The sequence below is a fragment of the Enterobacter sp. UPMP2060 genome (assembly GCF_053709655.1).
Window position 1 is genome coordinate 642,396 of the sequence record NZ_JBSKJQ010000002.1, and the last position, 24,198, is coordinate 666,593.

Annotated in this window: 25 protein-coding genes; 17 read left to right on the plus strand and 8 right to left on the minus strand. The window is 53.8% G+C overall.

What is annotated here, in order from left to right:
* Nucleotides 1–8: 8 nt before the first annotated feature.
* Nucleotides 9–1,130 carry a branched-chain amino acid ABC transporter substrate-binding protein gene (locus tag ACWKXN_RS08490; protein WP_033145885.1) on the minus strand — a complete coding sequence of 374 codons (1,122 nt, stop codon included), beginning with the start codon at nucleotides 1,128–1,130 and terminating at the stop codon, nucleotides 9–11.
* 423 nt (nucleotides 1,131–1,553) lie between these two features.
* On the opposite strand from ACWKXN_RS08490, the gene ACWKXN_RS08495 reads away from it, so the two are divergent.
* A complete protein-coding gene (locus ACWKXN_RS08495; RefSeq protein WP_029741940.1) occupies nucleotides 1,554–2,222 on the plus strand; it encodes a YecA/YgfB family protein in 669 nt (222 codons plus the stop codon).
* A gap of 34 nt (nucleotides 2,223–2,256) precedes the next feature.
* Here the strand turns inward: ACWKXN_RS08495 and tyrP are convergent, their stop codons facing one another.
* Nucleotides 2,257–3,468 (minus strand): tyrosine transporter TyrP, encoded by a 1,212-nt coding sequence (tyrP, locus tag ACWKXN_RS08500; RefSeq protein ID WP_454543632.1) that lies wholly within the window; start codon nucleotides 3,466–3,468, stop codon nucleotides 2,257–2,259.
* A 229-nt stretch (nucleotides 3,469–3,697) separates the two neighbouring features.
* Between tyrP and ACWKXN_RS08505 the strand changes: the two genes are divergently transcribed.
* Entirely contained in the window at nucleotides 3,698–4,039 is a 342-nt protein-coding gene (locus ACWKXN_RS08505) for a hypothetical protein (protein WP_039263769.1), read from the plus strand.
* A gap of 36 nt (nucleotides 4,040–4,075) precedes the next feature.
* Here ACWKXN_RS08505 and ftnA read toward each other — a convergent pair whose 3' ends face one another.
* Both ftnA and yecR read right to left on the minus strand, forming a co-directional pair.
* The gene (gene ftnA, locus ACWKXN_RS08510; RefSeq protein ID WP_023336146.1) at nucleotides 4,076–4,573 is read right to left on the minus strand and encodes a non-heme ferritin; all 498 of its coding nucleotides are present in this window, start codon (nucleotides 4,571–4,573) and stop codon (nucleotides 4,076–4,078) included.
* Nucleotides 4,574–4,777: 204 nt separating this feature from the next.
* Nucleotides 4,778–5,116, minus strand: a complete 339-nt coding sequence (yecR, locus tag ACWKXN_RS08515; protein WP_023336145.1) for a YecR family lipoprotein — start codon at nucleotides 5,114–5,116, stop codon at nucleotides 4,778–4,780.
* Between the two features lie 234 nt (nucleotides 5,117–5,350).
* Here yecR and azuC point away from each other — a divergent pair, with 234 nt between their 5' ends.
* Nucleotides 5,351–5,434: a stress response protein AzuC gene (azuC, locus tag ACWKXN_RS08520; protein WP_014884364.1), complete on the plus strand. Its 84-nt coding sequence runs from the start codon at nucleotides 5,351–5,353 to the stop codon at nucleotides 5,432–5,434.
* 108 nt (nucleotides 5,435–5,542) lie between these two features.
* Nucleotides 5,543–5,794, plus strand: a complete 252-nt coding sequence (locus ACWKXN_RS08525; protein WP_008500405.1) for a DUF2766 family protein — start codon at nucleotides 5,543–5,545, stop codon at nucleotides 5,792–5,794.
* A gap of 42 nt (nucleotides 5,795–5,836) precedes the next feature.
* On the opposite strand, the gene ACWKXN_RS08530 is transcribed toward ACWKXN_RS08525, so the two are convergent.
* On the minus strand, nucleotides 5,837–7,180 hold the full coding sequence (locus ACWKXN_RS08530; RefSeq protein ID WP_023312271.1) for an anaerobic C4-dicarboxylate transporter: 1,344 nt from the start codon (nucleotides 7,178–7,180) through the stop codon (nucleotides 5,837–5,839).
* 155 nt (nucleotides 7,181–7,335) lie between these two features.
* On the minus strand, nucleotides 7,336–7,839 hold the full coding sequence (locus ACWKXN_RS08535; RefSeq protein WP_023312270.1) for a non-heme ferritin-like protein: 504 nt from the start codon (nucleotides 7,837–7,839) through the stop codon (nucleotides 7,336–7,338).
* A 787-nt stretch (nucleotides 7,840–8,626) separates the two neighbouring features.
* Between ACWKXN_RS08535 and araF the strand changes: the two genes are divergently transcribed.
* The 5 genes from araF (at nucleotide 8,627) to otsA (ending at nucleotide 14,582) form a co-directional block, all read left to right on the plus strand.
* On the plus strand, nucleotides 8,627–9,616 hold the full coding sequence (gene araF / locus ACWKXN_RS08540; RefSeq protein WP_003859687.1) for an arabinose ABC transporter substrate-binding protein AraF: 990 nt from the start codon (nucleotides 8,627–8,629) through the stop codon (nucleotides 9,614–9,616).
* Between the two features lie 71 nt (nucleotides 9,617–9,687).
* Nucleotides 9,688–11,202 (plus strand): L-arabinose ABC transporter ATP-binding protein AraG, encoded by a 1,515-nt coding sequence (araG, locus tag ACWKXN_RS08545; RefSeq protein WP_240608717.1) that lies wholly within the window; start codon nucleotides 9,688–9,690, stop codon nucleotides 11,200–11,202.
* Between the two features lie 14 nt (nucleotides 11,203–11,216).
* Nucleotides 11,217–12,203, plus strand: a complete 987-nt coding sequence (gene araH / locus ACWKXN_RS08550; RefSeq protein ID WP_029742191.1) for an L-arabinose ABC transporter permease AraH — start codon at nucleotides 11,217–11,219, stop codon at nucleotides 12,201–12,203.
* Nucleotides 12,204–12,379: 176 nt separating this feature from the next.
* Complete coding sequence (otsB, locus tag ACWKXN_RS08555; RefSeq protein ID WP_033145880.1) at nucleotides 12,380–13,183, plus strand: trehalose-phosphatase; 804 nt, start codon at nucleotides 12,380–12,382, stop codon at nucleotides 13,181–13,183.
* Nucleotides 13,158–14,582, plus strand: a complete 1,425-nt coding sequence (gene otsA / locus ACWKXN_RS08560; RefSeq protein ID WP_454543633.1) for an alpha,alpha-trehalose-phosphate synthase — start codon at nucleotides 13,158–13,160, stop codon at nucleotides 14,580–14,582. The genes otsB and otsA overlap by 26 nt, the downstream gene beginning before the upstream one ends.
* Nucleotides 14,583–14,597: 15 nt before the next feature.
* Here the strand turns inward: otsA and uspC are convergent, their stop codons facing one another.
* On the minus strand, nucleotides 14,598–15,026 hold the full coding sequence (gene uspC, locus ACWKXN_RS08565) for a universal stress protein UspC (protein WP_033145878.1): 429 nt from the start codon (nucleotides 15,024–15,026) through the stop codon (nucleotides 14,598–14,600).
* A 794-nt stretch (nucleotides 15,027–15,820) separates the two neighbouring features.
* Here uspC and flhD point away from each other — a divergent pair.
* From flhD to cheW, 6 genes are all read left to right on the plus strand, one after another.
* The gene (gene flhD / locus ACWKXN_RS08570) at nucleotides 15,821–16,171 is read left to right on the plus strand and encodes a flagellar transcriptional regulator FlhD (protein WP_008500415.1); all 351 of its coding nucleotides are present in this window, start codon (nucleotides 15,821–15,823) and stop codon (nucleotides 16,169–16,171) included.
* A 2-nt stretch (nucleotides 16,172–16,173) separates the two neighbouring features.
* Complete coding sequence (gene flhC, locus ACWKXN_RS08575) at nucleotides 16,174–16,752, plus strand: flagellar transcriptional regulator FlhC (RefSeq protein ID WP_013096051.1); 579 nt, start codon at nucleotides 16,174–16,176, stop codon at nucleotides 16,750–16,752.
* A 123-nt stretch (nucleotides 16,753–16,875) separates the two neighbouring features.
* Nucleotides 16,876–17,763, plus strand: a complete 888-nt coding sequence (gene motA / locus ACWKXN_RS08580; protein ID WP_008500417.1) for a flagellar motor stator protein MotA — start codon at nucleotides 16,876–16,878, stop codon at nucleotides 17,761–17,763.
* A complete protein-coding gene (motB, locus tag ACWKXN_RS08585; protein ID WP_032658606.1) occupies nucleotides 17,760–18,689 on the plus strand; it encodes a flagellar motor protein MotB in 930 nt (309 codons plus the stop codon). The genes motA and motB overlap by 4 nt, the downstream gene beginning before the upstream one ends.
* A gap of 4 nt (nucleotides 18,690–18,693) precedes the next feature.
* On the plus strand, nucleotides 18,694–20,730 hold the full coding sequence (cheA, locus tag ACWKXN_RS08590) for a chemotaxis protein CheA (RefSeq protein WP_454543634.1): 2,037 nt from the start codon (nucleotides 18,694–18,696) through the stop codon (nucleotides 20,728–20,730).
* 19 nt (nucleotides 20,731–20,749) lie between these two features.
* Nucleotides 20,750–21,253, plus strand: coding sequence for a chemotaxis protein CheW (cheW, locus tag ACWKXN_RS08595; RefSeq protein WP_023312262.1), 504 nt, complete (start codon nucleotides 20,750–20,752; stop codon nucleotides 21,251–21,253).
* A gap of 104 nt (nucleotides 21,254–21,357) precedes the next feature.
* Here cheW and ACWKXN_RS08600 read toward each other — a convergent pair whose 3' ends face one another.
* Nucleotides 21,358–22,623 (minus strand): dicarboxylate/amino acid:cation symporter, encoded by a 1,266-nt coding sequence (locus tag ACWKXN_RS08600; RefSeq protein WP_454543635.1) that lies wholly within the window; start codon nucleotides 22,621–22,623, stop codon nucleotides 21,358–21,360.
* Nucleotides 22,624–23,051: 428 nt separating this feature from the next.
* On the opposite strand from ACWKXN_RS08600, the gene ACWKXN_RS08605 reads away from it, so the two are divergent.
* The gene (locus ACWKXN_RS08605; RefSeq protein ID WP_454543636.1) at nucleotides 23,052–23,624 is read left to right on the plus strand and encodes a Csu type fimbrial protein; all 573 of its coding nucleotides are present in this window, start codon (nucleotides 23,052–23,054) and stop codon (nucleotides 23,622–23,624) included.
* A 12-nt stretch (nucleotides 23,625–23,636) separates the two neighbouring features.
* A complete protein-coding gene (locus tag ACWKXN_RS08610; protein WP_033145874.1) occupies nucleotides 23,637–24,185 on the plus strand; it encodes a Csu type fimbrial protein in 549 nt (182 codons plus the stop codon).
* Nucleotides 24,186–24,198: the final 13 nt, after the last annotated feature.

Below are 24,198 nucleotides of genomic sequence, written 5' to 3' on the forward strand. Positions count from 1 at the left end.
CCGTCCCGTTACTGCACTTCCTTATATTTGCCTTTGTCGTCCCACTGGTAAACCACGTAGTCAGACACTTTCAGATCGCCTTTGCTGTCCCAGGCTTTTTTGCCCATCACCGTGTCGACGGAATTGGCTTTAAGCCACTCGCTGGCTTTGGCGGAGTCCTTGCCGCCGGTTGCCTTGAAGGCTGCGGCAATGGCCTGTACGGAGGCATAGGAATAAAGGGTGTAACCTTCCGGCTCGAATTTACCGGCGCGGAATTTCTCGATAACCGCTTTACCGTCCGGGATAAGGCGCGGATCTTTACCGAAGGTCATGTAAATGCCGTTGGTGTATTGCGGGCCACCCGCGGCGGTCACCATCTCTTCGTTGACAATACAGTCGCCGGAGAAGAATTTCGCCTGCACGCCCTGTTCGCGCATCTGGCGAACCAGCGGACCGGCTTCCGGGTGACAGCCACCGAAGAACACGACGTCCGGTTTTTGCGCACCGATCTTGGTCACCAGCGCGTTAAAGTCTTTCTCACCGCGAGATAACCCCTCATACATCACATCCTGAACCCCGCGTTTCGCCAGCGCCGCTTTGGTGGCGTCAGCCAGACCCTGACCATAGGTGTCTTTATCGTGAATAATCACCACGCGTTTGGCTTTCAGCTTGTCGATGATGAAGTCGCTGGCAACCTGACCCTGCTGGTCATCGCGTCCGCACATGCGGAACATATCGCTCATGCCGCGTTCGGTGATCAGCGGGTTAGTTGAGCCGGGGGTAATCGCAATAATGCCCGCGTCGCTATACACCTCGGAGGCGGGCATTGTGGAAGAGGAGCAGAAATGGCCGACCACGGCGTTGACTTTATCCTGGTCAACTAAACGGTTGGCGACGGCCACGGCCTGCTTGGGCTCGCAGGCATCATCCCCCTGAACCAGTTTGATCTTCTCGCCGTTAATGCCGCCTGCGGCATTAATGTCTTCAGCGGCCTGCGTTGCGCCGTGCCAGTACTGATCGCCATAGGTGGCATTCGGACCCGTGAACGGCCCGGCCACGCCAATCACAATATCTGCCCGGGCGGAAAACGCCGTCACCAGGCAACCGGCTAACACAAGAGAAAGAGGAGTTCTGATTAATTTCAGCGACATTATTATGTTCCTTAGCAAAGAGGTTTTTGCACCACGGCGTAAACCCGAACGCCCGACGGCGCAGCCAATCCGAAACACGAGCAAGAACAAAATGCACTAAACGAACAAGATACAGACGGCATCCTGCATATTACGGCGAGATTTCCCTGCACAGAGGCGCGCGAAGAACGTTAAGCAAAAACGTTGCCAGAATGGTTAACCCATTGACGGGCATGCGACATGTTTGAGTATAGAGCGCCGCGTTATGCCGCCTTGCGGGAGGAGAAGAAATTACAGCGGAGATCACATATCGTTAACAATAAAGCCCATAAGTTGTGCAAAGGTCACGGTTTGCACGTTTTTGCAGCAATAAAGACCTAAACTTCAGCCCGGAGAGGCGTGAGATATGTGTTAGGATCGTTTCCTTTTGCAGGAGTGTCAGCGATGACTGAAGGCCCATTGAATGAAAGCGAAATGGCGTGGCTTGAAGAGACGTTAATGTCTTACGGTCATGATGACGCGTCCGTGATTGACGTGTCCGAACTGGACGGCATGCTTACCGCAGTGCTTTCCGGTCCTGTTGTCGTTGAGCCAGACGCCTGGCTGGTGGCGGTGTGGGGCGGCGAGAAGTACATTCCGCGCTGGAAAAACGATCGTGAGATGAACCGTTTTATCGATCTCTGCTTTAAGCATATGAACGATATTGCCGAGCGCCTGAGCGAGTACCCGGATCAGTTTGAACCGATGTTTGGTTATAACGACGTGGACGGTGAGAGCTATACCGTGGTGGAAGAGTGGTGCTATGGCTATATGCGCGGCGTGGCGCTGACGGACTGGTCAGCCTTGCCGGAAGCCCTGAAGGCCGATCTTGACGTGATTGCGCTGCACGGGACGGAAGAGAACAGCGAAAAGCTGGATGAACTGTCCGAAGAGGAATATATCGCCAGCATCGAAAGCATCCAGCCTGCGGCACTGCGTTTATATCAATACTGGGTAAACAACCCGCAGCAGCCGGAAGTGAAGAAGCCGACGGTGAACGGCACGAAGGTCGGGCGTAACGATCCGTGTCCTTGCGGCAGCGGGAAGAAGTTTAAGAGCTGCTGTTTGCACTGATAAAAAAAGGGGCTGATGATAGCCCCTTTTTTATTTAACCCACTTCCGGCAGCATTCCGGCTGCAATCAATACCTGCACCAGAATAATTACCACCCCACAGCCAAACACAACGCACAGCAGCGGTTTTCCTCCCGCCACGCGATACCCCTGCTGAGGATGCTGCTGGCGGCTCTTCCACGCCAGCAGGGAAGGGAGCAGCAGGGCCAGGATAGAGAGCGCCACCCCTGCGTAGCCCAGCGCCATCACAAACCCGCGTGGGTAAAACAGCGCAAAAGCGAGCGGCGGCAGGAAGGTGATGGCACCCGTCTGCAACCGTCCGGCCGCGGTATTGCGACGCTGGAACAGGTCGGCCAGATAATCAAACAGGCCGAGCGCCACGCCCAGGAACGAGGTTGCCAGCGCCAGGTCGGCAAACAGGTGTACCGCCAGCTCCACGTGCGGGGAGGTGACGACCTCGCGCAGCGCCAGCAAAAAACCGTTCAGGCCAGCATGTTGCGCCATCAGCCCAATAACGGTTGAAGAGTCAATGCTGCCCAGCGTCACCAGCTGCCAGAAGATATAGGCGATCAGCGGGATCGCGCTGCCGATAACAAAGACGCGGCGCAGCTTGCGGATATCACCGTTCATATAGCTGACGATGCTCGGCACGCTGCCGTGGAAGCCAAACGAGGTGAAAATGACCGGGATCGCGGAAAGCGCCAGCCCTTTTTCCAGCGGCAGCGTCAGCAGGTTGACCTTGTGCACGTGCGGCGCCAGCAGCACCAGCATGACGATCAGGAAGAGAATTTTGGCGCTGAACAGAAAGCGGTTAAACAGATCGACCAGCGATGTCCCCACGCAGACCACGCCGCCGCCGATGAGCGCAAAGAAGATAGCCCCCGTCGCCGGGGTGATGTCAGAGCCAAACCAGTCGTTGACGCTTGAGGCGATGAGCTCCCCGGCGCCGCTGATATAGGCGGCGGTCAGAGCGTACATCAGGAACATCATGCTAAAGCCGGTTATCCACTGGCCGTAGCGTCCCAGATAGCGCGCCGCAAGCGAACCCAGACCGGTGTCGGCGGGCACGTGCTGGTAAACCTCAAGCAGCAGCAGGGCGGTGTAGCACATCAGCGCCCAGAGCGTACCCAGCAGCAGCAGGGTCATGCCAAATCCCACGCCCGCGGCTGCCAGGGGCATTGCCAGCATTCCTGCGCCAATCGTCGTTCCGGCGACGATAAAAATACTTCCCAGGGTTCTGTTTCTCACGCTTTCCTCTACAACGATGCTTAACCGCGACAAAATCTGCGGCGCAGAGTAAGGGAAAAGCCGTAACTCGTCAAATCACCGTTACAAGTAGTGTAATGAATTATTTACGAACTACTGGCGCTCTGACCCTTTTTAGGCGCAGGCCTACTTCATAAGGGCAATGTTGCCAGGCGACATTCCGGCGTAACGTAAACAATAAATATAAATTATCAAATTAAGTGAGGGTTTTATGGCAGGGGAGAATCCCTTTACCGCGGCATGGAGCCGGGGAGGCAACCTGCTGTGCCATGGCCACTGGATAATCAGCTGGCAGAACCAGCCCCTGATACTTCCCGAGTCCCGCCGCGAAAAGGATATGGGCACCTGGGCAATCTATTCGATTATCGATCCTGAAGATGAAACCTTTGCGCAAGGCTTACAGGAAGATGAGTGGATCGTTGAGAATGTCGACTGGTTAACGGATATGTTCTTCGAGGTGGGGATTCCGCTGGAGACGTCCAGCTACCGCTATTTTTACCAGGCGGTGAATCCTCATGACTGGCGCTGCACCAGCTGCGCCGGGTGTATGTAAATTAACGCGGTGCCGGAAACCGGCACCGCGCTGAAATTAATTCTGCGTATCGAGAGTGGAAAGTTCTTTATCAATAAAGTAAAGACCTTCGCCGGATTTACCCACCAGAGATAATTTATCCAGTACGGATTTAAACAGCTTCTCTTCTTCGTGTTGCTCAGCGACGTACCACTGCAGGAAATTAAAGGTTGGGTAATCCTGGCTGGTCATTGCGGCATGAACCAGTTCGTTAATTTTCTGCGTGATCAGCTGCTCGTGCTCGTAGGTGGCGCGGAACAGTTCATCGAGAGAATTATACTCGGCAAAGGGGGACGTCACGGTTTCAATGCGCGGCAGGCTGCCCGTATCCGTAAGATAATCAAACAGACGCTGCATGTGGGTCATCTCTTCCTGAGCGTGACGACGCAGAAACGCGGCCGCACCTTCGAAGCTGTGGTAGCTGCACCAGGCGCTCATCTGCTGGTAGAGCAGGGATGAAAAAAGCTCAAGGTTCATTTGTGCGTTGAGCTTGTCGATCATTTCAGTTTTCAGCATGGTGACGCTCCGGATTATTATTTCTGGTTCACAATGAGCGACACTATAATTTGTTATTTAATTATTTGCAAAACGTAAAATTTTTATTTTATTTATTTAAAATACGAATGGGAATAAAACGCATTGGCGATTTTTATAATTTATTAATGAGAATTGTTTTTGTTCGTAATGAAATATACTGCCAGCAAGCGCTGGCAGCGTTGATTAATACCAGGGATTATTTGACTTAGGGTTAACGGCGTAACCCATACATTTATACTGGATAGTCACGCTCTCGTTCAGGCACAAAGAGCCGCTCGTCAGGGTACAGGTTTTGATGGGCTGACCATAGGCTGAAGCGGTGGCATACCCCATGCTCTGACACGCTTTTGCCGCCGTGCCGTTATTCACATACTCATCGGAATACGCATTTTGCAGCGCTGCCTGGCCGTAATCGAGGCGGACGATGCCGTTCGGCGCGTCGAGGCTGCTGACTTCAGCCTGGCGGTTGATACTACACCCCGCGAGCAGCAGGATTGTGCCGGCTACAATGACTCTTTTCATGGTTCGCTCTGAGTGGATGGAAATACCTTATCGTACCCGCAGATGCCCGTTGCAATGCCTGGAATAGCCGGACAATCTGCCCTCACTCTTCGCAACGGGTCAGAGGGGAGTGCTATCAGGCCAATCCCTCATAAAAATGTGATGAGTATCACAAAATGATTGATTTTTGTGATAATGGTCATATTATAAGCACGTTGACAATAAAGTTGTATAACAAGTTAATGGAGCATCATCGTGAAACTGCGCAAAATCCTGAAAAGCATGTGGGCCAATTACTGCCGCACGTTCAAAGACGTGCCGCCAGGCGCCATGTTCTGATTAAAAAAACCTGCTTCGGCGGGTTTTTTTGTACCTGCAGGCGACGAAGGGAAGATGTCAGGGGGCGTGTTTTGCTACTATGGCGGCCTTTAAATAAGGAGAAAACCCATGTCACAAAACCTGAGCGCCGATCAGGAACTGGTCTCTGACGTTGTCGCCTGTCAGCTGGTTATCAAACAAATCCTTGATGTTCTGGACGTGATTGCGCCGGTTGAAGTGCGCGAGAAGATGTCTACGCAGCTGAAAAACATCGATTTCGCCAGCCATCCTGCTGCCGCTGACCCGGTTACGCTTCGTGCGATCCAGAAAGCTATCGCGCTGATTGAGCTGCGATTCACGCCGCAGGGTGAGTCCCACTAAAGCAGGGGTAGGGGCGACGGCACGTGTCGCCCTTTGAAGCGGTTAAAAGAACGTCTGGACCAGCAGGTAGCTCGCCGCACACGCGCAGCTTACCCCAATCAGCCCTGGCAGAATAAAGCTGTGGTTGATGATAAATTTGCCGATGCGGGTGGTGCCTGAACGGTCAAAGCCGATGCAGGCCAAATCACTTGGATAGGTCGGCAGGACAAAATAGCCGTAGGACGCCGGGAAAAAGGCGATCAGCATTTTCGGGTCGATGCCGAGCATGAGACCCATTGGCGCAACGGCCGTCAGCGCAGCCGCCTGGCTGTTCACCAGTTTTGACACCAGAAACAGCACAATGGCATACGTCCACGGGTGGCTCTTCACCACGCCTTCCAGCGCCAGCTTTAACTCGTCGAGATGCGCCTGGAAAAAGGTATCGCTCATCCACGCCACGCCGAACACCGAGAAGATCGCGACCATACCGGCCTTAAACACCGCGCCGTTGGAAATGGCCGACGCATTAACCTTACAGGCCATCAGCATCACGGCGCCCGCAATTAACATCATCATCTGAATGACAAGGTTCATCGACAGCGCCGTCATTTTGCCTTTCACTTCAAAGGCGGGGCGCAGTTCCGGAAATGCCCCCAGCAAAACGACCACGGCAATACCGGCAAAGAAAATCCACGTGGACCAGTAGGCCTGTTTAGGGAAACGCTGATTCATTAACGTCTCGGTCCCGCCATAGATAAACTCGCGCTGCTTAGGGTCTTTCAGCTTTTCCTGAAACTCTATGTCGTCAGCCAAATCTTTCCCACGGCGTAAACTCCACAGGGCCGCAATGGCTACGCCGAAGAGCGAAGCGGGAACCGACACGGCGAGAATTTCCAGGATCCCCCACGCGTGGCCGATCCCATGCTGGGCCGCCAGGATAGACACCAGCGACACAACGGCAACGGATACGGGGGATGCCGTGATCGCCATCTGTGACGCGACCGACGCCACGGCCATGGGGCGCTCGGGGCGGATCCCTTTTTTCAGGGCGATATCCGCGATGATGGGGAACATGGTGTAGACCACATGGCCGGTGCCGCACAGAAAGGTCAGCATCCAGGTGGTGAAAGGGGCGAGCAGGGTGATGTGCTGCGGGTGTTTGCGCAGCAGACGTTCGGCAAACTGCATCATGACGTTGAGGCCGCCCGCAGTCTGCAGCGTAGCCGCACAGCCAATCACCGCAAGGATGGTCAGCATAACGTCAACCGGCGGTTTACCCGGTTGCAGACCAAAGACAAAACATAAAATAAAAAGACCAATACCGCTGATTAACCCAAGCCCCATACCGCCGAAACGCGTACCCGTCAGCAGGCAGAGGAGAATGACAACAAACTCAATGGTGATCATGATGCTCCCTCGTCAATGATTATGTAACTAAATAAATCATCACACATTGTGTGGTTAATCATTGGGAGCCAGATCTGATTTGTTAAATTTCAGCAAAAGCAGAAGGTTGGAGATGGGAGGGGGGCCTGCTCCCCGGGACGGAAGCAGGCCAAAACTCAGTGGTGCTGGACCGCCACAATGTCGAGCAGATGACGGTCGGTTTGCTCAGGACATAAACCCGCCTGCTGCGCATTATGGATCTCATCCGCCAGCGTCTTCAGCAGCATGCCATCCTGCTGCTGCTCTTTGTCCATATCGCGTAAGAATTTGAGCGTTGTAATATCCTGCTGCGCTTTGGCTTCATCGGCAAGTTTGCTGAGCGTGCTGCAGCGTTGCTCGTACTCTTCAAGCGTTTTCTGAAACAGTTCTTCCAGGCAAGAGTAGTTTTCGTTGATCCCATCAAGGGCTTTAACGACAGGATTTGCCCCTGCGGCTTTCAGGAAGTTAAAGACACGCATCATGTGGGTGACGTTACTTTGCGCCTGAGAGCGAAAGAATGTGGCAGACCCCGTAAGACTATTCTCGGCACACCACGCGCTTAAGTGAAGGTGCAGATTCGAGGCGTAGAACTCAAGGTTCATCTGCGCGTTAAGTTTTTGCATCATCGTTTGGGTAGCCATACTCATATCCTTATTGACTGTGGGACGTGATGTCCGTTGCGTAACCTGAGCGCCAGGCAAATACGAAGAGAAGAGCAGAAATAGACATTCTGCCGTGACCGAAGTCGACCGAAATTCACTTCCTGTGTTCGATATAAATAAGCATACCCTTGTATTGGGTCTAAGAAAACTCTTAATCAGACTATATTTACCATACATTACAAAGTTTAATATAGTACAGAAATACAATTAGCTCGCCATGAATTGAATGTGACTTAATGGCCTAATAATTAACGGTTTTTATCTTGAGGGCACACTATTACTCTTTCGAAAATATTAAGTTGGAATATTACTCCGGGAAAAGGAAAAATACGGATTAATCATTTCGAATATATGATGTGTCAATAAAATTGCGCTAAATCAAATTCTGCGGAATAACGTTTTTTCAGGTGCGTTGTACATTCGTGATGAAAAACATGTTGAACCCCTTAACGCCAGGTGCCGTTTTGTCCGCTGAGAGGCATCAGGGATATCTTGGCTAATCTTATGGATAATTCTGCTTAACCCTCTTCTATTTGTCTGACAAATTCTGCCTTTTTTATGTCATTTTTCGCTGAATTTATGTACGCAATTACTGTAATTCTGCGGTGTGATGGGGCTCTCTTATGGATGATTAATTTCCCGCTAAAACTATCACCAGCAATAACGCTTATGACGAGGTAAGCGCTAATGCCTTGTTTTAAGTCCGATTAAATAAGAAGCACGCACTTATTCCCTACAGAAAAGATTGCTAAAGCTGGAGTTTACCATGCACAAATTTACTAAAGCGCTGGCGGCCATCGGTCTGGCTGCCGTTATGTCACAATCCGCTATCGCTGAGAATTTAAAACTCGGTTTTTTGGTAAAACAGCCCGAAGAGCCCTGGTTCCAGACTGAGTGGAAATTCGCAGATAAAGCCGGGAAAGATTTAGGTTTTGAAGTCATTAAAATCGCCGTGCCTGACGGCGAAAAAACCCTGAACGCCATCGACAGCCTGGCGGCCAGCGGTGCAAAAGGTTTCGTTATCTGTACTCCGGATCCAAAGCTGGGGTCGGCAATCGCGGCGAAAGCGCGCGGTTACGATATGAAGGTCATCGCGGTTGACGATCAGTTCGTTAACGCCAAAGGCAAGCCGATGGACACCGTCCCGCTGGTCATGATGGCGGCGACCAAAATCGGCGAACGCCAGGGCCAGGAACTCTATAAAGAGATGCAAAAGCGCGGCTGGGATGTCAAAGAGACCGCGGTAATGGCTATCACGGCTGACGAACTGGACACCGCCCGCCGTCGTACTACCGGCTCAATGGATGCGCTGAAAGCGGCCGGCTTCCCGGAAAAACAGATCTATAAAGTCCCAACCAAATCCAACGATATCCCGGGCGCTTTCGACGCCGCGAACTCTATGCTGGTCCAGCATCCGGAGGTCAAACACTGGCTGGTGGTCGGCATGAACGACAACACCGTGCTGGGCGGGGTACGCGCGACGGAAGGTCAGGGCTTCAAAGCGCCTGACGTGATCGGGATTGGCATCAACGGCGTTGACGCCGTCAGCGAGCTGTCCAAAGCGCAGGCTACCGGCTTCTACGGTTCTCTTCTGCCGAGCCCGGACGTTCACGGCTACAAATCCAGTGAGATGCTCTACAACTGGGTAACCAAAGGGGCCGAACCGCCGAAATTTACCGAAGTGACCGACGTGGTGCTGATTACCCGCGACAACTTCAAAGAGGAGCTGGCGAAAAAAGGGCTGGGCGGTAAGTAATACGCTGTGATTGTGCCCCTCATGCATCGTGAGGGGCCAGACGTACACACTACAGGAATCACGGAGACGTTATGCGACAGTCTGATCCGTATCTCTCTTTTCGCGGCATCGGGAAAACTTTTCCCGGTGTTAACGCGCTGACCGATATCAGCTTCGACTGCTATGCCGGCCAGGTTCACGCCCTGATGGGGGAAAACGGCGCGGGGAAATCCACGCTGTTGAAGATCCTCAGCGGCAACTACGCGCCTACGACCGGCACGCTGGCCATTCGCGGCGAAGAGGTGGCGTTTGCCGATACCACGGCGGCGCTCAATGCCGGGGTGGCGATCATCTATCAGGAGCTGCACCTCATTCCTGAGATGACCGTGGCGGAAAACATCTATTTAGGACAGCTCCCGCACAAAGGCGGCGTGGTAAATCGTTCGCTACTTAATTATGAAGCGGGGCTGCAGCTTAAACACCTGGGTCTGGATGTCGATCCCCAGACGCCGCTGAAATATCTCTCCATCGGCCAGTGGCAGATGGTTGAAATTGCCAAGGCGCTGGCGCGTAACGCCAGAATTATCGCCTTCGATGAGCCCACCAGTTCGCTCTCTGCGCGTGAAATTGAAAATCTGTTCCGCGTGATCCGCGAATTGCGTCAGGAAGGCCGTACGATTTTGTATGTCTCGCACCGCATGGAAGAGATATTTGCCCTGAGCGACGCCATCACCGTCTTTAAAGACGGGCGCTATGTGCGCACCTTTACCGACATGCAGCAGGTTAACCATGACCAGCTTGTTCAGGCGATGGTTGGACGCGAGCTGGGTGATATTTATCACTGGCAGCCGCGTCAGTACGGCCCTGAACGCCTGCGTCTGGACAGCGTCAAAGCGCCGGGCGTGCGCACGCCGATTTCGTTATCCGTTCGCTGCGGCGAAATTGTCGGCCTGTTTGGTCTGGTGGGTGCGGGGCGCAGTGAATTGATGAAAGGCCTGTTCGGCGGTACCCGTATTACCGATGGGCAGGTTTCTATTGACGGCGAACGGGTGGATATCCAGAAACCGGCCCACGCAATCAGGGCGGGCATGATGCTCTGCCCGGAAGACCGTAAAGCCGAGGGGATTATTCCGGTGCATTCGGTACGCGACAACATCAATATTTCCGCCCGCCGCAAGTTTATTCGCGCAGGCTGCCTGATAAACGATGGCTGGGAGTCGAGCAATGCCGACCACCATATTCGCTCGCTGAATATCAAAACGCCGGGTCCGGAACAGCTGATCATGAATCTGTCAGGCGGAAACCAGCAGAAGGCGATTTTAGGCCGCTGGCTGTCGGAAGATATGAAGGTCATTTTGCTCGACGAGCCGACGCGCGGTATCGATGTGGGGGCAAAACACGAGATTTATAACGTGATCTATGAACTGGCAAAACGCGGCGTGGCGGTGCTCTTCGCCTCCAGCGATCTGCCGGAGGTGCTTGGCGTGGCCGACCGCATTGTGGTGATGCGTGAAGGCGAAATTGCCGGTGAATTACTTCATGAACAGGCGAATGAACAACAGGCGTTGAACCTCGCCATGCCTAAAGTCAGCCAGGCTGTCGCCTGAGTAAGGAGTTAATGATGTCCTCTGTTACTACATCCGGAGCGCCGAAGTCGAAGTCGGCGCTGAGTTTTGGACGTATCTGGGATCAGTACGGCATGCTGGTGGTCTTTGCCGCGCTGTTCCTCGCCTGCGCGATCTTTGTTCCTAACTTTGCCACCTTCATTAATATGAAGGGGCTGGGGCTGGCCATTTCCATGTCCGGGATGGTGGCCTGCGGGATGCTGTTCTGCCTGGCCTCCGGCGATTTTGACCTGTCGGTGGCGTCGGTGATTGCCTGTGCGGGCGTCACGACGGCAGTGGTAATCAACATGACGGAGAGCCTGTGGATTGGCGTTCTCGCCGGTCTGCTACTCGGCGTCATCAGCGGTCTGGTGAACGGTTTTGTTATCGCACGCCTGAAGATTAACGCCCTGATCACCACGCTTGCGACGATGCAAATTGTCCGCGGGCTGGCCTATATCATCTCCGACGGTAAAGCGGTGGGGATTGAAGACGAGCGCTTCTTTACCCTGGGTTACGCCAACTGGCTGGGGCTGCCTGCGCCAATCTGGCTGACCGTGGCCTGCCTGATCCTGTTCGGCTTCCTGCTCAACCGAACCACCTTTGGCCGCAATACCCTGGCGATTGGCGGTAACGAAGAGGCCGCCCGTCTGGCCGGGGTGCCGGTGGTGCGAACCAAGATTATTATCTTCGTGCTCTCAGGGCTGGTTTCTGCCGCCGCGGGGATTATCCTGGCTTCGCGTATGACCAGCGGCCAGCCGATGACCTCTATTGGCTACGAGCTGATCGTCATTTCGGCCTGCGTTTTAGGGGGCGTTTCCCTCAAGGGCGGCATCGGAAAAATCTCATATGTGGTGGCCGGTATCCTGATTTTAGGCACGGTGGAGAACGCCATGAACCTGCTGAACATTTCGCCGTTCTCGCAGTACGTGGTTCGTGGTCTGATCCTGCTGGCAGCGGTGATTTTCGACCGTTACAAGCAAAAAGCGAAGCGTACCCTGTAACCCTTTTTTCCGTCTTTTATTGCTCAACTTATAACCATAGTTGACCCCTTAACCGCCCCGCCAGTTTTACTGGCGGGGCGGTTGTCAAATGGCGAGCGACGTCACACTGTCTATACTTACATGGCTATGAAAGAGGTAAAGGCGTTTACCTCTCGTAAACCGTAAGGAGGAAAAGGGTGGCTGACATGTTAACCGCACCGCCTGTACTGCCCGGACACTATGCTTTCTTTTTCGATCTCGACGGCACGCTCGCCGGGATAAAACCGCACCCTGACCAGGTGTCTATTCCGGATGCGGTGTTACAGGATTTGCATCAGCTCTCGCTCATGAACGAGGGAGCACTGGCATTGATATCAGGGCGCTCAATGGCCGAGCTGGATACGCTCGCCAGTCCTTACCACTTTCCGCTGGCCGGTGTACACGGAGCGGAGCGCCGCGACATCCATGATCACACGCATATCGTTTCACTCCCTGACGCACTCACGCAAACGCTCCAGAAGCAGCTTTCTGCTGCGCTGGAAGCGCTGCCTGGCACCGAGCTGGAAGCCAAAGGCATGGCCTTTGCCCTGCATTATCGTCAGGCGCCGCAGCATGAGGAGGCCGTACTGGCGCTGGCTCAGACGGTCGCGGATGCCCATCCACAGCTGGCGTTGCAGCCCGGCAAATGCGTCGTGGAGTTAAAACCGAAAGGGATTAATAAAGGCGCGGCCATCGCCGCGTTTATGGCGTCGCCGCCTTTTAAAGGGCGAACGCCCGTTTTCATTGGGGATGACCTGACCGACGAGGCCGGGTTTCGCGTGGTGAATCAGGCCGGAGGGATCGCCGTCAAGGTGGGGCCTGGTGACACGGTTGCCGAATGGCGGCTGGCGGATGTCGCCAGCGTCTGGCAGTGGATATCTGACATCGCTAACCAGCAACAACAACAAATAGCGCAAAGCAAAGGGGGAAACCATTATGGGTCGCTTAGTCGTCGTCTCTAACCGAATCGCACCGCCGGATGATAAAAAAGCCAGCGCGGGTGGCCTGGCGGTAGGGGTGTTAGGTGCCTTAAAAGCCGCTGGCGGGCTGTGGTTTGGCTGGAGTGGAGAAATCAGTGAAGAGGAGAAACCGCTCAACAAGGTGACGCGCGGAAACATTACGTGGGCTTCATTTGCATTGAAAGAGAAAGACTATGACGAGTATTACTCGCAGTTCTCAAATGCCGTCCTGTGGCCTGCGTTCCACTATCGTCTTGACCTGGTCAAATTCCAGCGTGAATCCTTCGAAGGCTACTCGCGCGTAAATGCGCTGCTGGCGGATAAACTGCTGCCATTAATAGAGGAAGACGATATTTTATGGATCCACGATTATCACCTGTTGCCCTTCGCGAGAGAGTTGCGAAAGAGGGGGGTGAATAACCGGATTGGCTTCTTCCTGCACATCCCGTTCCCGACGCCGGAAATTTTTACCGCGCTGCCGCCGCATGAAGAGCTGCTGGAGGCGCTGTGTGATTACGATTTGCTGGGCTTCCAGACCGAAAATGACCGCCTCGCGTTCCTTGACTCCGTGTCTGGCAAAGCGCGTCTGGTAACTAAAGGCGGGAAAACCCATACGGCGTGGGGGAAAACCTTCCACACTGAGGTCTATCCTATAGGGATTGAACCTGACGAAATCGCGGAGCAGGCTTCCGGCCCGCTGCCGCCGAAGCTGGCGCAGCTTAAGAATGAACTCAAGCACGTGAAAAATATCTTCTCGGTTGAACGTCTTGATTATTCCAAAGGGCTGCCGGAACGCTTCCTGGCGTATGAAACGCTGCTGGATAAATACCCGCAGCATCACGGGAAAATTCGCTATACCCAGATTGCGCCGACGTCGCGCGGTGAGGTTCAGGCCTATCAGGATATTCGCCACCAGCTGGAGACAGAAGCAGGGCGCATTAATGGCCGCTACGGCCAGCTGGGCTGGACGCCGCTGTTTTACCTGAATCAACACTTTGACCGTAAGATCCTGATGAAGGTCTTCCGCTATGCGGACGTCGGGCTGGTCACGCCGCTGCGTGACGGGATGAACCTAGTGGCGAAAGAGTATGTGGCGGCCCAGGATCCTGCCGACCCGGGTGTTCTGGTGCTTTCCCAGTTTGCCGGGTCCGCAAATGAGCTCACGTCGGCGCTCATCGTTAACCCTTACGACAGGGATGACGTGGCTAACGCGCTGAATCGCGCCCTGACAATGCCGCTCACGGAACGTATTTCCCGCCATGCTGACATGATGGAGACGATCCGGAAGAACGATATTAACCACTGGCAGGCGCGTTTTATTCAGGATCTCCGGAATATCGCTCCGCAAAGCCATGAAGGCGATCTGCAAAAAAAGATCGCGACCTTCCCTAAACTCGCCTGATTTATTGCTGGGGGGCTAATGCCCCCCAAGCGGCACTAACAGCACATCGACCTGGCTCGACGCGACAATAGATTTCGCCGCGCAGGCTGCCCGCGATAAAAAGCTGTGGTTATGGTTCCCGCAAATCACTAAATCTATATTTTGTCTGCGACACATATCGAGAATATGGGCGTTAAGTTCCCCGGTCGCAATAACAGTTTCATAAACAGGATATTGTGCCTTTTCCACTAATTCGCGCAGAAATTGCTGCGTTTCTTCCTGCAGAACCTCGCGAATATCCTCCAGCATGGGGGCGGCCAGCTGATTATACATCTCTGGCTCTGCGGCGAGGGTGATGAGGCTGATGCGGGCATTGTGGGGTCTGGCAATGGAAACCGCCCGGGCGACGAGCTGATGGCTTTCGGGGGAAACTGCAACGGAAACAAGAAGATGGGAGTAACTCATGGCGCACTCCTTAGATGTCTGAAAGACAGCGTTTAACCACCTTTACCGCGAAATCTCCGGTTCTGCAAGAGCAGATTACGACATTAGTGTGAAGCTTATCATAATTATTCATTAATTATTCTTATAAGAAGAATAACTGAAAAATGCGCCTAAATGAAAAAAATTAACAACTTAACGTAAATCACACAAATCCACGCCTGGACTGTTAAATCGTTTTGATGCGTTACAAACTCATTTCGAATGATCACGTCCTGAAACATCTTTTTTGTGCTACCTGCATAACTATATGTTTTTTCACGGTAAGAAAAATGTTTCCAGGAGAGGGGCCTGATGTAAATGTTTCCGCGCGGCGCTTACGGTATGAAAAGCACGTTGCATGCCAGTTCGGATCACCCTTCTGCATGAGTATTCGTCAATTAAGAATACAAAACAGTACCGATTGGCTAAATATTGAACAAATTACAAGTCATACTGATGGATTTATGGGTCATATTCACTTAAATTGTGTGACGTGTATCACATTTTTTTTAAATTTGAGGGTGGCTGGATTGTATGTGTCAAAACTGACGAGTAGAGTTTGCGTCGAATTAGGAAAAATCTTAGTTATTTGTAAGAAATGATAAATCATGTAAGAGACGCATTCGCGGTTTCTCTCTTACGGTTTCAGTGAATACAAACCTAAATTCAACTATGCATTTAGCCTTTTCTTTTTTATACCGGGTGATTTCCCGGCGACATCACGGGGTGCGGTCTTTCCGCATAAAAATAATAGTTGGTTATTCGGGATGGGAACAATGCATACATCCGAGTTGCTAAAACATATCTATGACATCAATTTGTCGTATTTACTGCTCGCGCAGCGTTTGATTAGTCAGGACAAGGCGTCCGCGATGTTTCGTCTGGGTATTAACGAAGAAATGGCAACCATGCTGGGCGGCTTAACCCTCCCGCAGATGGTTAAACTGGCTGAAACGAATCAACTGGTTTGCCAGTTCCGTTTCGATGATTCACAGACAATAACGCGTCTGACGCAGGAATCCCGTGTGGACGATCTTCAACAGATCCATACCGGTATTCTTCTTTCCACTCGCTTGCTTAACGAAATCAGCCAGCCTGATGACGTAGCCCGTAAGAAAAGGGCCTAGCAATGAGCGAGAAAAGCATTGTTCAGGAAGCGCGTGACATACAGTTGGCCATGGAGCTGATTACACTGGGTGCTCGTTTACAAATGCTGGAAAGCGAGACTCAGCTGAGCCGTGGTCGTCTCATCAAACTGTACAAAGAGTTACGTGGTAGTCCCCCGCCGAAAGGCATGCTGCCGTTTTCTACCGACTGGTTTATGACGTGGGAGCAGAATATTCATGCTTCCATGTTCTGTAATGCCTGGCAGTATCTTCTCAAAACCGGTTTGTGTAGCGGCGTTGACGCCGTGATCAAAGCGTACAAACTTTACCTTGAACAATGCCCACAGCAGGAAGAAGGCCCTCTGCTGGCGCTGACCCGCGCATGGACGCTGGTGCGTTTTGTTGAGAGCGGAATGCTTGAACTGTCGCGCTGCAACTGCTGCGACGGCAATTTTATTACCCATGCTCATCAACCTGCAGGCAGCTTCGCCTGTAGTTTATGTCAGCCTCCATCCCGCGCAGTAAAAAGACGTAAACTTTCCCGGGATGCTGCCGATATTATTCCACAACTGCTGGATGAACAGATCGAACAAGCTGTTTAACCCGAACGTGTGGGAAAGATTCCAGCAGCGGTAAGCAATTACCGCTGCTTTTTTTTACCCCGCAAACGGTAAACGCTGCGAGCTGGACGTCCTTGCCATAGTCACTAGCGGAAGGATGATGTCGTGCTTATCTTATTAGGTTACCTGGTAGTTCTCGGTACAGTTTTCGGCGGTTACATGATGACCGGCGGGCACCTTGGAGCACTCTATCAACCGGCTGAACTTATTATCATCGGCGGTGCAGGGGTAGGGGCTTTTATCGTTGGTAACAACGGTAAATCGATCAAGGGCACGCTGAAAGCGATTCCGTTGCTGTTCCGTCGCTCGAAATACACCAAAAGCATGTATATGGATCTGCTGGCACTGCTCTATCGCCTGATGGCGAAGTCGCGTCAGCAGGGCATGTTTTCGCTTGAACGGGATATTGAAAATCCGAAAGAGAGCGAAATTTTTGCCAGCTATCCGCGAATTCTTGCTGATGCCATGATGCTGGATTTCATCGTCGACTATCTGCGACTCATCATCAGCGGCAACATGAACACCTTCGAAATCGAAGCGCTGATGGACGAAGAGATCGAAACCCACGAAAGCGAATCTGAAGTGCCGGCCAACAGCCTGGCGCTGGTCGGCGACTCGCTTCCGGCATTCGGTATCGTTGCCGCGGTAATGGGCGTGGTTCACGCCCTGGCCTCGGCAGACCGTCCGGCAGCCGAGCTGGGTGCGCTGATTGCCCACGCGATGGTGGGGACTTTCCTCGGTATTTTGCTGGCGTACGGCTTCATCTCTCCGCTGGCGAGCGTTCTGCGCCAGAAGAGCGCGGAAACCACCAAAATGATGCAGTGCGTGAAGATCACGCTGCTCTCTAACCTCAACGGTTACGCGCCACCGATCGCGGTTGAGTTTGGCCGTAAAACGCTTTACTCCAGCGAGCGTCCGTCGTTTATCGAGCTTGAAGAACACGTGCGTGCGGTGAAAAACCCAAACCAACAGACGACAACTGAGGACGCATGAAAAACCAGTCCCATCCGATCGTCATCGTAAAAAAACGCAAGCACAAGGGCGGCGGGCATGGCGCACACGGCTCGTGGAAAATTGCGTACGCCGACTTTATGACCGCAATGATGGCGTTCTTTCTGGTGATGTGGCTGATCTCCATCTCCAGCCCAAAAGAACTGATCCAGATTGCCGAATATTTCCGTACGCCGCTGGCAACGGCGGTGGCCGGTGGGCCGCGTATCTCTAACAGCGAAAGCCCGATCCCGGGCGGCGGCGATGATTACACCCAGCAGAAGGGTGAGGTGAAAAAAGAGCCGAACATCGACGAGCTGAAAAGAAAGATGGAGCAGGCGCGTCTGAAGAAACTGCGGGGCGATCTCGATCAGCTGATTGAAGCGGATCCGAAGCTGCGCGCGCTGCGCCCGCATCTGAAGATCGACCTGGTGCAGGAAGGGCTGCGTATTCAGATTATCGACAGCCAGAACCGCCCAATGTTTAAAACCGGGAGTGCGGAAGTCGAACCGTACATGCGCGATATTCTGCGTGCCATTGCACCGGTGCTGAACGGCATTCCTAACCGAATCAGCCTGTCAGGACACACGGATGATTTCCCGTACGCCAGTGGGGAGAAGGGATACAGCAACTGGGAGCTTTCTGCCGATCGTGCCAACGCCTCGCGTCGCGAGCTGGTGGTAGGTGGGCTTGATGATGGCAAGGTACTGCGCGTAGTCGGCATGGCCGCAACCATGCGCGTTTCCGACCGCGGGCCGGATGATGCCATCAACCGTCGTATCAGTCTTTTAGTGCTGAACCAGCAGGCGGAGCAGGCCATCCTGCATGAAAACGCCGAAAGTCAGAATGAGTCACTGGACGATTTAAAACAGCCTGGGGCCGTTCCTTCGGCTGCCGTTCCAACATCGCCACCAGCCAATCCGAGGTGATAGCGTGAGCATGGATATTAGCGATTTTTACCAGACATTCTTTGATGAAGCCGACGAATTGTTGGCCGATATGGAGCAACACTTGCTCGATTTGGTGCCCGAAGCACCGGACTCCGAGCAGCTCAATGCCATCTTCCGTGCGGCGCACTCTATTAAAGGCGGAGCCGGAACGTTTGGATTTACCATCCTGCAGGAAACGACCCATTTAATGGAAAACCTGCTTGATGAAGCACGACGCGGTGAGATGCAGCTCAATACCGACATTATCAACCTGTTTTTGGAAACCAAAGATATTATGCAGGAACAGCTCGACGCCTATAAAAGTTCGGCAGAGCCTGATGCCGCCAGCTTTGAATACATCTGCAATGCGCTGCGCCAGCTCGCCCTGGAAGCAAAAGGTGAAGTCGCTGCAGCCGTTGTCCCTGCGGCGAAACTGAGCGTTGTCGATGCGGTTGCTGCCGACGAGGCCGCGCCAGCCGCTGCACAAGCGGGCAAACTGCGCGTTGTGCTGTCACGTCTCAAAGAGAATGAAGTTAACCTGCTGGAAGAAGAGCTGGGTAACCTGGCGAAGTTAAGCAACGTGGTAAAAGGCAAAGACAGCCTTGCCGCGACGCTTGATGACGGTATTGGCCAGGACGATATCGTGGCGGTACTGTGCTTTGTGATTGAAGCTGACCAGATCGCCTTCGAAACCGAAACGGCTGCGGTTGACGCCCCTGCCGCTGCGGAAGAGGTGGCCGTTGTCGCTCAGGCCGCCGCACCGGCTGTGGCTCCTGCGGCTCCGGCGCTGAAGGCAGTGCCAAAAGAGGCCGCTGCGCCTGGCCGCGGTGAGAAACCTGCCGCGCGCTCCAGCGAGTCAACCAGCATCCGCGTTGCGGTTGAGAAGGTCGACCAGCTGATTAACCTGGTGGGCGAACTGGTGATCACCCAGTCGATGCTGGCTCAGCGTTCTAACGAACTGGACCCGGTTACGCACGGCGATCTGATCACCAGCATGGGTCAGCTGCAGCGTAACGCCCGCGACCTGCAGGAATCGGTCATGTCCATCCGTATGATGCCGATGGAATATGTCTTCAGCCGCTTCCCGCGTCTGGTGCGCGACCTTGCCAGCAAGCTGAATAAACAGATTGAACTGACCCTGATGGGCAGCTCAACCGAACTGGATAAGAGCCTGATCGAGCGCATTATCGACCCGTTAACGCACCTGGTGCGTAACAGCCTCGACCACGGTATCGAACTGCCGGAAAACCGCATCGCCGCCGGAAAATCGCCGGTCGGCAACCTGATTCTCTCTGCGGAACACCAGGGCGGGAACATCTGCATCGAAGTGACCGATGACGGCGCGGGGCTTAACCGCGAGCGCATCCTGGCAAAAGCGATTTCGCAGGGGATGGCGGTCAATGAAAACATGACCGATGAAGAAGTGGGCATGCTGATCTTTGCGCCGGGCTTCTCTACCGCGGAGCAGGTGACCGACGTGTCCGGACGCGGTGTGGGCATGGACGTGGTGAAACGTAACATCCAGGAGATGGGCGGCCACGTTGAGATCCAGTCTAAACAGGGTTCCGGCACCACCATTCGCATCCTGCTGCCGCTGACGCTGGCGATCCTCGACGGGATGTCAGTCAAAGTGGCGGACGAAGTCTTTATCCTGCCGCTAAACGCCGTAATGGAATCCCTGCAGCCGCGTGAAGAAGATCTGCATCCGCTGGCGGGCGGCGAGCGCGTCCTCGAAGTGCGCGGTGAGTACCTGCCGCTGGTTGAGCTGTGGAAAGTGTTCGAAGTGGACGGGGCGAAGACAGAGGCCACGCAGGGCATCGTTGTGATCCTGCAAAGCGCGGGCCGTCGCTACGCGCTGCTGGTCGATCAGCTGATTGGTCAGCACCAGGTGGTAGTGAAGAACCTCGAAAGCAACTACCGCAAAGTGCCGGGTATTTCTGCCGCCACCATTCTGGGTGATGGTAGCGTGGCGCTGATCGTCGATGTGTCGGCGCTTCAGGGATTAAATCGTGAACAACGTGTGGCGTACACAGCCGCCTGATTAAGTAGAAGGTAATAACATGACCGGTATGAGTAATGTAACGAAACTGGCGGGCGAGCCATCAGGGCAGGAATTCCTGGTATTCACTTTAGGCGATGAGGAGTACGGCATCGATATCCTGAAAGTGCAGGAAATCCGTGGTTACGACCAGGTTACCCGCATCGCTAACACGCCTGCTTTTATTAAAGGTGTCACCAACCTGCGTGGCGTCATTGTGCCAATCGTGGACCTGCGCGTGAAGTTCAGCCAGGGCGACGTTGACTACGACGACAACACCGTGGTGATCGTTCTGAATCTGGGGCAGCGCGTGGTAGGTATCGTGGTGGACGGCGTATCTGATGTGCTTTCCCTGACCTCTGACCAAATTCGTCCTGCGCCGGAGTTTGCGGTCACGCTGTCGACCGAATACCTGACCGGCCTGGGCGCGCTCGGCGAGCGTATGCTGATTCTGGTGAACATCGAGAAACTGCTGAACAGCGATGAGATGGCGCTGCTGGATATCGCCGCGAGTCACGTAGCGTAGGTAAATGCAAAACGGCAACCCAGGTTGCCGTTTTTTGTGTTTGCTTCCTCTCCCTGTGGGAGAGGGCAGGGGTGAGGGCATCAGGCCTCACCCTTTTTTTCACCTTACGCTTCCTGCTTTACCAGCTCAGCTTCAGCTTCCGCTTCCCGCGCGCCTTCATTCTGTGACAGCATCGCGGTCGCAATACCATTGCCCAGCACGTTAATTGCGGAACGGCCCATGTCCAGGAAGTGGTCGATCCCCATCAGCAGCAGAATACCCGCCACCGGAATATTAAAGCTCGGAATGGTTGCTGCCAGCACCACCAGTGAAGAACGCGGTACGCCGGCAATCCCTTTCGACGCCAGCATCAGGGTCAGCATCAGCACCGTCACTTCAGAGAAGCTCAGGTGAATGTTGTACGCCTGAGCGATAAACATCGAGGCGAAAGAGCAGTACACCATCGAACCCACCAGGTTGAAGGAGTAGCCAATCGGCAGAACGAAAGAGGCGATGTTGCGCGAGCAGCCGAAGCGCTCCAGCTGTTCCAGCGTTTTCGGGTAGGCGGCTTCAGAGCTGCTGGTGGTAAACGCCACCAGAACCGGATCTTTCAGCATGCTGACCAGGCGAAACACCTCTTTTTTCAGCACCATGTAGCCCACGGCCAGCAGCACCATGCAGGTAAGAAGAATGGCAACGTAGTAGCCGCCAATAAAGGAGGCGTAGTTCAGCAGAATGCCCAGACCCTGCGTGGCAATGACGGATGAAATCGCCGCGAAAATGGCCAGTGGAGCAACGTACATCACGTAACCCGTTACCTTCAGCATAATGTGGGAAACCACATCCAGCGCGGCCACCAGCGGCGCGTTGAATTTCTGCCCCAGCGACGCGCCGCCGATGCCGAAGAACATTGAGAACACCACAATCTGCAGGATCTCATTGTTCGACATCGCCCCCGCGATACTGGTCGGAATGGTGTGCGACAGGAACGCTTTCAGCGTCATGCCGCCCACGGTCAGGCCGGTATCCACCGCTTCTGTCGGAACCGTCAGGTTCAGACCGCTTCCCGGATGCTCCAGCGTGACGATGAACAGGCCAACCAGAATAGAGAGCACGGATGAGCTGATAAACCACACCATCGCTTTGCCGCCAACGCGGCCAATAGTGGAGGTTTCGCCCAGCTTCATAATGCCGACGGTGAGCGTGCTGAAGACCAAGGGTGCAATGACCATTTTGATCAGACGGAGGAAAATATCGGTCAGAAGGGTAATATTATCCGACCAGGCTTTGATGGCATCCGCAGATGCGTACTCATGAATTGCTGCCCCTGAAAGAATACCCGCCAGCATGAATATCACGATGAAGAGTGTGAGTTTGTTTGCACTTGCCACGAAAAAAGACCCTCTATGCGCTTCAGATGTAGCCGCGTCGATACATATAAATTTTTTATTACGATGCGGGAAATTATTCGGCACATAAATTGACGCAAAGTGTAGGGGGATACAACTCCTTTTTAATGTTTATTAATTTTGTTGCTAAAGCGCTGACGATATATTGTGATCGTCGTCACACTTTAATGGATATATTCTCCCCGAATAGAATAAAATCGCTGCCTGAATTAATTTAACTTTCTGTTATTTATAAGAAAATTGAGTCAATAAGACATATGCCTTATGCGTTAACGGGCTGGTGGTCGAAGCGATATCCATAAACTAAATTCTCAATAATCCCCTCAGAGGAACGTTAAGCGGGGCTAACATCTTGAACGACAAAAATAAAATGTGGCAAGGGAACGGAGACGTCTTCTGGAGGGTGGTAAATGAAAAGAAAACTTCTTTTGATCTGCGCAGGCACCTTACTGGCTGCGACAACGGCCCATCAGGCGCTGGCCGTCACCAGCAGCGGCACCATCGGTGCAACGCTGACGCTGACAAACGGGTGTCTGATAAACGGCGCGCCCGCGCAGAGTGGTATTAACTTCGGTACGCTCGATTTCGGTACCCATCCGGCAACCTTTTCCACGCTTACGACGCAGCTGAGCGGCGCCAGCGGCGGAAACACCTTCACCATTCAATGTACGACCGCCAGCTATACGGTCGCGATCACCGGTAATACCCACTCCACCGCGCCCGGCTCGGTTGTCGGTTCGCCGGGCACGCCTGAACGCTATCTGGTGAATACGGCCAACGCGGCACAGGGCGTGGCTTACAGCCTGTACAGCGACAGCGGGTTTAACACCGTGATTGCCAATAACGCCGCGCTGCCGATCGCGTCTACGGCCGGAGGGGTGGACAGTTACACCCTCTACGGACGGATTACCGGCGGCGGTAACAGCGTGACGGTCGTTCCGGGAACCTACACCGACACGATTAACGTCAGCGTCACCTACTAGTCCCGAACCGCCATGAAGGCATCTCTCACAGGTCTGCGCAAACGCGCAGAGGGACGCGTGCAGCCTTTTTTCGCGCTGATCGTCGGATTGCTCATGATGCCCACGGCGGATGCGGTGACATCCCAGTCGTTTAAGGTCAGCGCGACGATTGTCCCGGGATGCGCGGTGGCCACCGGTAGCGGAGGGCTTCTCGGTACGCTGGATTTTGGCAGCCATAACGGCGTCGAGAGCGCGCCGGTGAGCACCAGCTTTGTGCCAAACGGGGCGTTGTCTATTGCCTGTACGCCAGGCGTGGCGCTGAGCATGAGCATTAATGGCGGTCAAAATTATTCATCCGTTCGCCGCATGAAGCGCGCGAACGGCGTCGATATGGTGCCATACCGGCTCTACAGCAGCAGCTCGCTGGCCGCGAACAGCGAAATTGGCGTCAACCAGGCGATAGCGGTGACCTATACCAACAGCAATAACATCGCGCTGCCGCTTTTTGGCGTGGCGCTACTGACCGGGTTTAGCCCGGCGGGAACCTATTCCGATCAGCTCACCGTGACCTTGTCATGGTAATAAAGGGAGAGTG